Annotated in this window: 9 protein-coding genes and 1 pseudogene; 8 read left to right on the forward strand and 2 right to left on the reverse strand. The window is 66.1% G+C overall.

Annotated features, from left to right (window positions below; translation table 11 throughout):
- The 7 genes and pseudogenes from WBV89_RS18240 to WBV89_RS18270 form a co-directional block, all read left to right on the forward strand.
- Nucleotides 1-1,048 (forward strand): aromatic amino acid lyase (locus WBV89_RS18240; protein WP_423982756.1); only part of this gene is annotated, 1,048 nt, incomplete at its 5' end.
- Between the two features lie 62 nt (nt 1,049-1,110).
- On the forward strand, nt 1,111-1,548 hold the full coding sequence (locus WBV89_RS18245) for a DUF3995 domain-containing protein (RefSeq protein WP_423982757.1): 438 nt from the start codon (nt 1,111-1,113) through the stop codon (nt 1,546-1,548).
- A gap of 356 nt (nt 1,549-1,904) precedes the next feature.
- A pseudogene (locus tag WBV89_RS18250) lies at nt 1,905-2,063 on the forward strand (SDR family oxidoreductase); the annotation flags it as partial.
- Nucleotides 2,045-2,245 (forward strand): SDR family oxidoreductase, encoded by a 201-nt coding sequence (locus tag WBV89_RS18255; protein ID WP_423982764.1) that lies wholly within the window; start codon nt 2,045-2,047, stop codon nt 2,243-2,245. The pseudogene WBV89_RS18250 and the gene WBV89_RS18255, both read left to right, overlap by 19 nt.
- A 39-nt stretch (nt 2,246-2,284) precedes the next feature.
- A complete protein-coding gene (locus WBV89_RS18260; protein WP_423982758.1) occupies nt 2,285-2,524 on the forward strand; it encodes an NAD(P)-binding protein in 240 nt (79 codons plus the stop codon).
- 101 nt (nt 2,525-2,625) lie between these two features.
- Complete coding sequence (locus WBV89_RS18265) at nt 2,626-3,690, forward strand: 5-methyltetrahydropteroyltriglutamate--homocysteine methyltransferase (protein WP_423982759.1); 1,065 nt, start codon at nt 2,626-2,628, stop codon at nt 3,688-3,690.
- Nucleotides 3,691-3,774: 84 nt separating this feature from the next.
- Nucleotides 3,775-6,897, forward strand: a complete 3,123-nt coding sequence (locus WBV89_RS18270; RefSeq protein ID WP_423982760.1) for a patatin-like protein — start codon at nt 3,775-3,777, stop codon at nt 6,895-6,897.
- 83 nt (nt 6,898-6,980) lie between these two features.
- On the opposite strand, the gene WBV89_RS18275 is transcribed toward WBV89_RS18270, so the two are convergent.
- Nucleotides 6,981-7,856: a hypothetical protein gene (locus WBV89_RS18275; RefSeq protein WP_423982761.1), complete on the reverse strand. Its 876-nt coding sequence runs from the start codon at nt 7,854-7,856 to the stop codon at nt 6,981-6,983.
- A complete protein-coding gene (locus WBV89_RS18280; RefSeq protein ID WP_423982762.1) occupies nt 7,853-10,510 on the reverse strand; it encodes an AAA family ATPase in 2,658 nt (885 codons plus the stop codon). Before WBV89_RS18280 ends, WBV89_RS18275 begins: the two co-directional genes overlap by 4 nt.
- A gap of 499 nt (nt 10,511-11,009) precedes the next feature.
- Here WBV89_RS18280 and WBV89_RS18285 point away from each other — a divergent pair, with 499 nt between their 5' ends.
- A complete protein-coding gene (locus WBV89_RS18285) occupies nt 11,010-12,629 on the forward strand; it encodes a D-alanyl-D-alanine carboxypeptidase/D-alanyl-D-alanine-endopeptidase (protein ID WP_423982763.1) in 1,620 nt (539 codons plus the stop codon).
- Nucleotides 12,630-12,879 lie beyond the last annotated feature (250 nt).

Consider the following 12,879-nt stretch of genomic DNA (forward strand, 5'->3'; position numbering starts at 1 on the left):
CGTCCACGACGGGCGGGTTCGACCCGCGGCCGACGCGCTCGCCGACGCCGGCCTCGAACCGATCGAGCTGGCCGAGAAGGAGGGCCTTGCTGTCACCAACGGCACCGATGCCATCCTCGGCATGCTGTGCCTCGCGATCGCGGACACCGAACGGCTGCTCACCCAGGCCGACATGATCACCGCGATGACCGTCGAAGGGCTCCTCGCCACCGACACCCCGTTCGCAGCCGACCTCCAGGCCCTCCGACCGCAACCCGGCCAGGCCGTCAGCGCCGCCAACCTGCGAGCCATGCTCGCCGGCTCGCCCATCGTCTCCAGCCACGCCGACGACGACGACGTCCGGGTCCAGGATGCGTATTCGATCCGCTGCACCCCCTCGGTCCACGGCGCGGTCCGCGACACGCTCGCCCACTGCCGGTCGGTTGCCCGGTACGAACTGGCGTCGGCGATCGACAACCCGATGGTGCTCCCCGACGGCCGAGTCGAATCGTGTGGCAACTTCCACGGAGCCCCGCTCGGATTCGCCGCCGATTTCCTCGCCATCGCCGTGTCCGAGATCGGCGCGATCGCCGAACGCCGGATGGACCGCATGCTCGACAAGACCCGCAGCCACGGCCTTCCGCCGTTCCTCGCCGACGAGGTCGGTGTCGACAGCGGCCTCATGATCGGCCACTACACCGCTGCCGCGATGGCCTCGGAGAACAAGCGTCTCGCCGCCCCGGCATCGGTCGATTCGCTCCCGACGTCGGGAATGCAGGAGGACCACGTGTCGATGGCCTGGCTCGCCGTCCGCAAACTCCGCAAGGTCATCGACAACGTCCGCCGCATCCTCGCCGTCGAATACGTCTGCGCCGCACGCGCGATCGAGTTGCGCGCTCCTCTCGTCCCGTCGAATGCGACCGGCGCGCTCCTCACCCTCCTGCGCACGGACGTCGCTGGCGTCGGACCCGACCGCTATCTGGCCCCGGAACTCGCCGCCGCCGAAGCACTCCTCGATTCGTCGGCGATGGCCGACGCACTCGACGCAATCGCGGTCACACTGTCCTGAACCGACGCGGTGCTTCGAGAATCCGGAGCCAGCCCGGTTCGGGCTGAGGAGGAGTAGACAAGGTGACCGAGAGAACGGCGGACCCGAAATTCTCGAGGACGGGTCTGGCGACGGTGTCGACGCTCCTGGCGGCCGGATTGCTGCATCTTGTCTGGGCGACCGGGTCGACCTTTCCGTTCCGGTCCCGTGCCGCGCTCAACGATGCCGTGATCGGACGCCAGGTCACGCCAGGACCGCGCGAATGTGTCGGTGTGGCTGTCCTGCTCTCGGCCGCCGCAGGTGCGGTCGCATGTGCCGATCGCCGTCAGGGGCCGGGCTCCCGCATCGCAGCATCGGGTGTGTGCGTCGTCCTGGCGACCCGCGCCGCGTTCGGGTTTGCCGGCCGTACCTCCATGCTCGTACCGGGGAGCGAGTCGACGCGGTTCAGGCGGATGGACCGCTCCGTCTACGCACCGATCTGCGCACTGCTCGCTGCAGGCGCCGGCCGCGCTGCGCGCTGACGCACGGCGTCAGTGCGCGATCACGCGCCTCGTGGCACGTGATCGGAATACCATCACGCTCCATGGCTTCGGCGTCCGAGGGTCTGACCGATCGCTCCACTCCTCCCGTCTCACGGCGGGACGAGAAGACCGCACAGGTGCGCGAGGCCATCATGGTCGCGGCGCTGGGGGTCTTCAGCGAAGACAGCCTTCGTGACCGGAACGACGCAGGTCGCCGACGGCGAGGGTGCCGAGGTCGTCCTCGTCGATCGCGACGGCGACGCTCTCGCTCGCGCTGCGACAGCCCGCGCCGATCGAGGCGACCCCCGGCCTCGATCGTCGCGGGAGACATCGGAGACGAGAGCACCGTCCGAGCGATGGTGGACACCGCGTTGGAGAACCACGGCCGACTCGACGGCATCGTCAACAACGCCGGCATCTTCGGCGCCTACACGCGATTCGAGGAGAACAGCGTCGAGGCATTCGACGAGATCGTCGCCATCAACCTCCGCGCCGCCTGGCTCGCGATGAAGTTCGCCAAACCGACGATGCTGGCGAGCGGCGGCGGCGGCTCGATCGTCAACATCGCGTCGATCCGCAGGGGCGCTACGGCAGACCCGAAGAAGTCGCAGGTGCCGCCGCATTCCTGCTGAGCAGCGATGCGGGCTTCATGACCGGAACGCTGATGCCGGTCGACGGCGGACAGTCCCTCGAATAGGCCACGGCCCGTTCATCCACACTCCCCCAAGAGGCCAATGTGACTCCAGAAGAACGTCAGACCCAACACTTCGAGGTGGTCGTGCTCGGCGCCGGATTGTCGGGCGTGTGCGCGGCGATCAAGTTGAAGGAAGCCGGCATCGAGAACGTCCGTGTCTTCGAGAAGGCGAGCGACGTCGGAGGCACCTGGCGCGACAACCGCTATCCGGGCGTGGCGTGGCGCTGCGAACTCGGGTTGGACGACTTCGACGTCATTCGGGAGTCACCCCAGGGTCGGTGACCGCACCCAGATCGGTGAAGTCGTCGGCGCGATCCCTCACCTTTCTGAAGCCGGACACCCTCCCAGCTACCGTGGTCGAGAGCACCGACTGGGGGACCACCATGACGATTCCAACCGAACCTGTGGGCAGCGTGCCCCGACATCCCGAGCTGCAAGCGGGGATGCAAGCTCACGCTGAAGGCTCGATGTCGACGGCAGCACTCGACGAGTTGTTCGACGCCGCGGTGTCCGAGACCGTGGCCAGGTTCGAAGCCACCGGCTCTCCCGTCGTGACCGACGGCGAGCAGACGAAATCGAGCTTCGCCACCTACCCACTCGACGGACTCACGACGTTGGCGCAGGATGGGGTCGAGATCCCGTTCGAGGACGGTCACGTGCGGCAACTCCCGGTGATCACAACTGGACCGTTCGAGTATCAGAACCTCGCCGGCAACTACGTCGCGCGCACACGGAAGTTCACCGATCGTCCGATCAAGCAAGCCGTCATCTCGGCGTCGGCGATGGGCCTGCTCTACCCGGCCGCGGGGATCGACGGATACAGCCCCGAGCAATTCCACGACGACCTCATCGACCAGGCCGCCGGCGACATCCGCAGCTGTCTCGACGCGGGTGCCGACAGTGTGCAGGTCGACTTCACCGAGGGTCGCCTCGCGCTCAAGCTCGACCCGTCGGGTGGCCTCCTCCAACAGTTCATCGATCTGAACAACGAGGTGTTCGCCCGCTTCTCCGACGCGGAACTCCAACGCATCGGCGTCCACACGTGTCCCGGTGGCGATCATGACAGCACGCACAGCGCCGACATCGACTACGCCGGTCTGATCCCGACGCTCCTCACGCTCAAGGCTGGGCGATTCTTCATGCAGATGGCCAGCGAGCGTGATCCGGGAAGATCGCTCGCGATCGTTGCGAAGCACGTACAGCCGCATCAACGCGTGTACGTGGGGGTGATCGACGTGTGCACCGAACAGGTCGAGTCGTCTCAGACCGTCTGCGATCGCGTGCTCGCCGCCGCAGAGCACATTCCTGTCGGGCAGCTCGGAACCACGGATGATTGTGGATACTCACCGTTCAGCGATGACGTGGCCACGAGCCGTGACACCGCGTTCGCGAAGATCTCGGCGAGAGTCGAGGGCACGCAGATGGCAGCCGAAAGGCTCGGCGTCTAGAGGATCGGAGCACCTCGGGGCCCGCGCAGACCCACCTCACCGACCACGTCCGGCCGCTCTTCCTGCGCGTGGGATACTTGCCAGATGGGTGGGCCTCGGATCGAAACTCGGATCAGCCTCGTGCTCTACGGCGGGGTGTCGCTTGCTGTCTACATCAGCGGTGCGTGTCAGGAACTGTTGTCGCTCGTGCGAGCGACCGCTGACCCGAGCCTCGTCGCCGACGCCGACTTGACGCGCGCCGAACGCGTCTATCGCGACCTGGCCCGCACCGCCGGTGCCGGCGACACGCCGAGGAGAGTCACGGTCGACGTCCTCTCCGGTAGTTCGGCGGGAGGCCTGAACGCAGTCTTCCTCGGCAAGGCGCTGACGCACGGCGGAACCCTCGACGGGCTGACCGAGATCTGGCGTGCAGAGGCCGACTTCTTGAAACTGCTCAACGAGTCTGCCGATCCACCGAAGTCGATCCTGAACGGCGACCATTTCTACGAACTGCTGCGTGATGCACTCGACGCCATGGGCGGTGCAGATGATCGTCGCAAGGGTCTGGTTCCCGCCGTCGACTGCTACCTCACCACCACCGACCTGCGCGGCGTTGCCGAGGACGTCCGGCTGTACGACACGTCGATTCAGGAGATGAGGCACCGGGCTCGTTTCCATTTCCGCGACGGCCTGAGCTCGGCGATCGGTACGCACCGCGTGGATCTCTCCGAACAGAACAACGATGTGCTCGCCTTCGCCGCGCGCGCGACCGCTGCCCATCCTGCGGCATTCCATCCGGCGAACTGGGGACAGGTCAACAACTTGGCACCCGGACGCAGCGCTCGTGATGTGGCGCTGCACGAGTTCCTCTCCCCGGCGCACGGACCCGATGGGCTCGACGGGTCGGTCAACGTCAAGCAGCGCTGGTACTCCGATGGCGGCGCGATGGACAACAAGCCATTCGCGTATGCGCTCGAACCGCTGACGACACGCCGTGCCGACATCCCGGTGGAGCGCCGAGTCGTCTACATCGAGCCCGATCCGAGCCGGTCGACCGGCAACTGGCAAGACCCGCGATTCCCGGGCCTCCGGGAGTACACCATCGACACGTACGGTCTCGCACGCACGGAGAACATCCGCGATGACATCGCTGCCCTCAACGCCGGCAACGAGGAGATCTCCCGGCTCAACGAGTCGCTGTCGGCTCTGTTCCTCCGGACCGATGACGAGATCCTCGACGCGCTGCGCACCCGCATCGGCACACCCGAGGCGAGCGAGCAGGACGAGACCGAATCCGATGTCGAGGGACCGGAAGCGACCGAGGCAAACGCAGTCGAACTCAGCGGACCCGATCTCGTCGCCCGCGGTCTCGGCAGCGGCTACGACCGCGAGAGCACGACGTCGGGCGTCGTCGGCGGGTGGACCGCCCAGACGCGGACCGACTACGCCCGCGAGCGCGGATGGGGTGCCGTCGCGCAGGAGGAGTACCGGTGGTCGACCGTGGTCACCGATCTCGTCCAGATGTCGCTCCAGATCGGTGAACTCACGCCCGACCCCGCCCAAGTGCGCAGGCTGAGCACGTTGGTGAAGTCGCGCCTCGAGGACTGGGTGCGCACTCGTTTCTCGGGTGCCGAGAACGTCGGACGCATCGGGCTGTTCGTCTTCGACGTCGGCTTCCGCCTCCGGCGTTTCACGCTGCTGGAGCACCTCATCAGCCATCATCAGCGCCGGCTCAACAACGCCACTGCGGATGACGACAGCCTCGACGCCACCGCTCGTCAAGAACGATTCGATCGATATGCCACGGTGCGGCGGAACATCAATCGGCTCTACCTCAAGCTGGTCACCTTTTCGGAGAGTCAGCGCGCAATCGACTTCGGTTTACGCGACCCGGAGGTGCTGGGCGACCTGTCCCTCGACGAGTGGATCGCCACCGACGCATTCTTCGAGGTGGTCGACGATGTCGCCAATCGGCTGTCGCCGCCACTCCGCGAGTCCAGCGAGAACGGTCGGCGGGTGATCCTCGCCGCCGAGATCGACGACTCGATGCGCATCCGCCTCACCGACGCCTGGTTGAACTACGGCGACTACGACCAGCTCATCCTCCCTCTGGCGAGCGTCGCCTCCGCCGAACTCGACCCCGCCGACGTCATCCGGATCAGTCCGCTCGACGCACGTGGGCTCGTGGCGGAGGGAATCACCTCACCGCGGAAGCTCGGTGGCAACGCGCTGAGTCACTTCGGCGGCTTCCTCGACGAGAAATGGCGCCTGAACGACATCTTGTGGGGACGGCTCGACACCGCCGAAATCGCCGTCACCAAGATCCTCGGCGCCTCACCCGATGATGCTCGACGTGTCCAACGCGCGCTGCTCGAAGATCTCGCGATCGACCTCCGGAAGTTGCCAACCGAGGCGTCTCCTCTGAGCGCCTTGCTCGCTGTGAACCAGCGGCACCGCACACAGCGTCACGCAGACGCCGCACGAGCGGTCGAGGCATTGATCCGACCATCCGACCCGAACGCGGAAACGACCTGGACGGTCGCTGACGACGAGGCGGTGAACGCCGCCGTCGACGCGGTCATCGACCTCCTCGCGCCGGCCGGCGATGCCACCGATTCCTGGTCGGTCGATCTGTCGACCGGCGGCGACCGAGGAACGACCAAGATTCAGCTCTTCGAACGAGGTGCCCAGGTGATCGGCACCACTCTCGCCCGCCAGGCTGAGGACCCGTTCACCGGTGGCGACGGCTCCCCGACGCCGACGAGGAGCTGGCTGGCGTTCGTCGGCCGAATGATCTCGTGGCTCATTCGCCGCGCGCTTCCCACCCGCGTCGCCCGAGGCATCGTGTTCGGGATCGCGGGTGCCCTCATCGCCGCCGGCGTGGTCGGTCTCGGGATGATCTGCGTCACCGAGTCGTGGGGATGGCTGAGCTGCCTGCTGATCGCCGCTGGGTTGGCCGGCGGCGCGGCGATGACGCTTGGGTCGCTCCGACGCGTTCGCCCACTCAGGACGCAGACGGTCGTCGTCACCGCGTCCCTCGTCACCGCCGTGATCGTCGCGGCGTTCGTGGTCAACTGGCTCGCAGCAGCCGCGTGCACTCTGTTCGTGATGCTCATCACGGGCGGCTTCGGTTTCTGGGCGGGGATGGCGAAGATCCGTCGCGTCCTCGTCGACCTCGGCAATCCGAAGCAGACGACAACGAACCATTCGATTGCCGAAGGCGGCTGAGGTGCCGGAAAGCACGTTGACCCATCGCTGATCGCTGAGCATCGAACCCGCGACAACGATTGGAGAACGCCTCGTGGTTCGACTCACCGTGGGGTGAGGCCGTCGAGCAGTTGCTTGGCCATCCCCGCGTAGGGGCGATCGCTGTCGGCGAGTGAGAACAGTGCATCGAGTTCGAGCTCGATCACCTCGACGACGATGTCGCGGAGGTGCGCAACCGAGCTGGTCGTCAGACCGTCTCTCACCAAGGTCAGCAGTTCGATGACTCGGAGGTGATGGTCGATCTGGCGGATGATGTGCAGCCGATCGGTGACGAGCCCCGACCGATTCAGTCCGTACACCTCGATCGATGCCATCGCCCTCCGGTGTCTCTTGCCGGACTTGAAGCGGGGGATGACGACGCCGAACTCGCGATCGAATCGGAAGATCTGCTCGGGATCGTCGACCGTCGGGTCGACGAGCAGAGCATCTTCGAGGCTCAGGTCGTCGTCGGGATCGCGAGCGCGAGTCCCTTCGATCGGAAATCGGTCCATCTTGCCGAGCTTGCGATTCTCCTCTTCGACCACGTCGAACTGTCCCCGCTTGCGGTTGCAGTCGATGCACGACGGCAGCAGGTTCTCCCACGTCGCGGCAAGCCAGTAGTAGCCAAGGTGTTCGTCGTCGCCGTCCACCGCACCCTTCGGTCGATAGTGCTCGACGTCCATCGGCTGGGTCGACGAGTAGAACGACTCGCAGTACGCGCACTTCCCGTCGAAGATCTCGACGAGCACCTCCTTGACGGTGAGGTCCTTGTACATCTTGTAGGTGATCGACGGCTTCGTCGGCAGCTTCTTCCCGTCGGCGATCGCCTTCGCCCGATCCCGGAGATACTTGCGCATCTGCTCGGTCGCCTTCTCCTGCTCCTCCATCCCCTTCTCGAACAGGTCGCCAGGCGAGTCCGCAGGGCGCTGTGTCTTCCTCATCGCCGGAGTCCCGCCATCTTGCGCCACTGGTCCGCGACCTTCTCGACCGTCGCCAGTCGCTCCCGTTGGCGATCGCGAGGGTGGTCCAACGTCGGTTCCGACTCCAGGAACAGGTCGATCGCCTCATACATCATCTGGTCGCGGCGCGTGTATCCGAGCTTCGGGCGGAGCCGTTGCGAGTTCAGCTTCCGGTCGAGCGCCAGCAACTCGTCGCTCACCGGATCGCCGTCGAGCTGCTTGCGCCGGAGCTCGTAGAACCTCCGGTAGAGCCCATCGACTTCGGGGTCGATCGCGCTGTCGAGCCCGAAGAAATCCGAGGTCAGAAGCTGGTCGACCCGGTACTGCGCCGGCGACATCTCGATCGGTTGAACGATGACGCCGTGACGCTCGTACTTCAGTACCTTGACGACTTCGTTCGCCTGCAGACCGCGAAGGCACAGCGGTTCGTGGGTGGAGACCAGGAATTGGACATTCGGGAAGGTTCTGCGGAGTCGGTCGGTGATCTGCATCCGCCAACTGGGGTGGAGGTGTGCACCGACCTCGTCGATGAGGACGATTCCACGAGCACGCGCGAGATCGCTCAACCCATCGTCGGCATCGAGCCCCCCAATCCCGCGCATGATGTCGCAGGCGACAGCGATGACCGACCGGTAGCCGTCGCTGACATCGTCGAGCGGATCGCCATCGACGAGCACCTTGATCTTGCCGCCCGGGTCCGTTCGACGTCGTTCGAGGCGGGGCTTTGCCTTGCCCGGAGAGCCCGTGGTCGGGTGGCGCGGATCGGGGATCGCCGACGACTTCCCGAGGAGGTCGGAGAGCGTGAGCGCTGCGACGTTGAACTCGGGCTCGGCGAGGTCGAGCAGCCACGCGGTCGCGTCGATCACGGGAACGCTCGGGTCGAGCAGGTTGCCGATCGCAACGGTCGCGCCCTCGTTCCGAGCGTGGACGGTCATCGCTCCCTTGATGTCAGCCAGGAGTGCCTCGGCGTCGCTGGCGGCGGCGAGTCGCTCCGCGCGACCCGCGTCGGCATCGAGGAGCACGTCGACCGATCGGCAGAGGGCGTCCGCCTTCGAGACGCTCTCGTCGAGCGTGACCAGTGAGCGCCGCAGCAGCCTGGTCGCTCCGTATGCGCGCACGTTGACATGCATCGCCGGGGCCTCACCGCCGAGACCGTGGAACCATGCCTTCGAGTCCGTGAATCTGAGATCGATCCTCTGTTTCCCGGAGAATTCGAGCAGGATCCGACCCTGGATGTCGTCGGGCGATCGGCGGAGCATGCCCGACCACTCGAGCCCGGCTGCGGCACAGAACTCGTCGAGCCGGTCGCCGGTGAGTGCGAGTGCCACTGCGTGGAGAATCGAGCTCTTTCCCGAGCCGTTCTCACCGAGCAGCGACTTCCACTGCGTTCCGGCGGTCGGTGACGTCGTCTCCTCGAGCTTCCCGGTCGAGTCGACCTTGGGAGGGAGAGGCACGAACTCGCTGTCGATCGTCAACTCGATCTCTTGGATCGCACGGAAGTTCTTGATCAGGATGCGAGTGATCCGATCGGTGGGACCGATCGAGACAGACGTACGTTTCTCCGTCCTCGTCCTCGACGCCTTCTTCGCCGCCACACGTCCTGTAGCGGGCTTCTTCGCAGTGCGAGCCGATTCAGTCCGCGGACGCGAACGGGCCGGTGCCGAGGCGAACACCTCCTGGAACTGCTCGCTCTCGGGGAGATCGGGAAAAGCGGCGACCAGGCGCTCCTCGAGGCGATCCCGTGTCGCAGAGGGGACGTCGTCGAGCATTCCATCGGTTGCGTTCGCCAGCAACTGCGCCCCCAGCACCTCGGGAACCCGCTCGACGAGACGCTCGAAGACTGCGACGTCGATCGGTTCTCCGTTCCACCACGGACCGCTGATCCGATGGGTGATGATCCCCTGCAGCAACGCGCCTCGATGCGCGAGCGCGTCGTCGATGACGTGGTCGACGATGTCCGGTCCCGGTTGCTTCCAGAATGAGGATGTCTCGAGCTCTCGAAGTGCCCGGTGGCGGCTCGCCCGGAGCATGTCGTCGTCGAGATCGAGGATGCGAATCGTCAACTCGCCGCGATCCACCATGGCCAAACGCTCCGACTCGGCGGCGCTCGGCGGCCGGCGCGGGACGACGCTGCCGTCGGTTCCGAAGCTCAGCCACCAGGCCGGCTCGTCGTTGCACGGGTCGAGGAGCAGCCCGATGTCGAGGTCGCCGTGTGCCGCGACGGGCATACGTGCACCGATCACCGGGAACAGATAGCTCTTGACCGACTCGGTGAAGGAGGACCCGAGGTACCAGTTCCCCCAGTCGAGCGTCAACCACCAATAGTGCTCGTAGTCGACCTTGCCATCGAGCGAGGCGGCGTCACCGGTCGGCCGATGCCACAGCAACCGGTGCGGCGGAACATCGTCCTTCGGTCTCCACGCGACTTCGGAGTAGGCACAGAGTCCGCCGAACTGATCGTGGAGCGCGGCGAGGATCTGCTCCTCGAACGGTCGCAACTCCTGCTCCAACGGAAACCGTTCCTGGAGCGTGCGAGTGCCCCCGCTCTCGTAGAACCCGGTCAACCGGTTTCGGAGCTCGTCGAATTCGTTGGATGCCATCCACGTCGGCGACGGGAGGCGATCGACCTTGAACATCTCGGCTTCCTTCCTTCATTCTTCAGTCGGTCAGCCCGGCCAATCGTGCGCGTCGTCGATGGCATGGTTCATCGCGTTCCCCCTGAATGCGAGCGCAACGACCTTAGGTCACACCGACGCCCCGAGCATCCGAATTCGCCACGCCCCCGGATCCCCTCCCGACGAGGGACGAGAGCGAGGGTCAGTCGTCGATGACGTCGAGCCCTGTGCTGGACGCGCGTGCGCCCACCGTGAGCGATTCGGCGACGTGGTACGTTGAGATTCCACCGACTCATCGGGAACCTCTTCTGACACTCGACGTTCGGTGTCGATGCGGCCGCCTGCTCTGGGCCCTTGCCTCGAGGAGACGCATGTCGCACCCCCGCAACGACACGACGGGATCGAGGAACGCCGCCGTCGATCCAACGGTGAAACACCCTGCATCGCCGAGGTCCGTCTCTCCCCGGTGTTCGACCGCCGGTTGCCAACCGACCTGGATGCTCAGAGAACGAGACTGACGATGTCGACGAACCGACCAACCCGACATGTCTCGTTGGTCCCCGTGGCGCTGCTGGTGCTGGTTGCCGCCGCGTGCGCCGGCGACGATGGCGACGCCAGCTCCACATCCGACGGATCAGAGACTGCGACGGTCACCGGTGAAGTGCCGGCCGAGGCTGCCGCGATCATGGACGGCGAACAGTACGAGTCGTCTCGATGGTTGTTCTACGTGGCCGACGCGGAGACGGGCGAGGTGTTGCTCTCCCAGCGTCCCGACGAGGTGGTGTTCACCGCCTCGACCGCCAAGAACCTGACGGTCGGAACGGTGTATGACACGTTGGGACCGGACACCACCCTGGAAACCCCCGTGTACGCCACGACCGCGGTCGCGGACGGCGTCGTGAGCGGTGACGTCGTGTTGGTGGCGTCGGGTGACCTGGCCATGGGCGGGCGCAATGCCACCGAGGGACGCTTCGACAACACCTTCACCGCGACGTCTCTGGATCACATCGCAGCCGGGTTGGCGCCGAACGCGACGAGAATCGGCGACCCGCTGGCCGGTGTCGACGATCTGGCCGAGCAGGTGGCGGCGAACGGCGTGACCCGGATCGACGGCGACGTGGTGATCGACACCAGCCTGTTCGAGGACTTCGACCCGGGCGCCGGGCCGGTCACCCCGATGTACGTCAACGACAACCTGTTGGACCTGGAGGTGACCCTCGGCGACAACGGGGAACCCGCCACGGTCACGATGACACCCGAGACGAGCGCGTTCACCGTCGAGGCAGACGTGGAGATCGCGGATGACGAGGACGCGACCGGGCTGGCAATCGTCGCCTCGCCCGAGGATCCGACGAAGTTGACCGTGACCGGTGCGCTGACCACCGGGACGTCGCGCCTCGCCGTGTACCCGATCGGTGACTCCGCCACCTGGGCTCGACACCTGTTCATCGAGGCCCTCGAGCGCGCCGGTGTCAGCGTGGCGGCCCCCGTCGACGCCCCCAACGACCAATCCCAGTTGATGGAGTCCGACAGCTACCCGGCCGATCAGCAGCTGGCCTCGCTGACATCACCGTCGCTCGGCACCATGGGCAACTCGATCCTGGAGATGAGTTACAACCCTGGTGCGAACACGTTCCTGTGTCTGTTGGCGGTCGAGGCCGGGTCGACGGACTGCCTCACCGGGTTGGACACGATCTACGACACCGCCGAGCGGGCCGGGTTGGACACCGACGAGCTGTACCTCGCCGACGGTGCGGGGACCGACCCGGCATCGGCTTCGTCACGGCAGATGAGTACGTGGGCCCAGTGGTCTCTGCAGCAATCCTGGGGCGAGCAGTTCGCGGACGGACTGCCGAAACTCGGACAGACCGGTTCGATCGCGTACTACGGGCTCGACGGTCCGTCGGTGGGCCAGGTGCAGGCCAAGGCCGGCACCAGCGTCGCGGGCAACCCGTCCACCCTCCGCCTCTACGTCAAGGTCCAGAGCCTCTCGGGATACCTCACGCTCGACGACGGGCGCACCGCCGTGTTCACCCTGTCCATGAGTGGAGCGACCTACCCGGACGTCTACAACGGCCTCATCGACTCCGGTCGGGACGTCGCCGACGTGGCCGCCATCTTCCAACAGCAGCTGTCCTGACGGCCATCGTGCCCGGACATCCTCCGTCCCTCCTGTGGGTCGACCAGGGTTCTGCCGTCTCCTGGTCACGGCGAGGCTCGATCGATGCTCGGAAGGCCGGTCCACCGAAGCCGGAACGGCCGTCACCGTGAAGACGACAACCTCGTTCGTGGTGTGCGCGCTCGTGCTGCTCCACGTCGCGGCGTGCACCCCGTCCGACACCGACGACACGTCCGAGCGAGCAGCGGCGACGGCGACCGACACAGCCGAG

The organism is Ilumatobacter sp. (genome assembly GCF_049588435.1).
Taxonomy (GTDB): domain Bacteria; phylum Actinomycetota; class Acidimicrobiia; order Acidimicrobiales; family Ilumatobacteraceae; genus Ilumatobacter_A.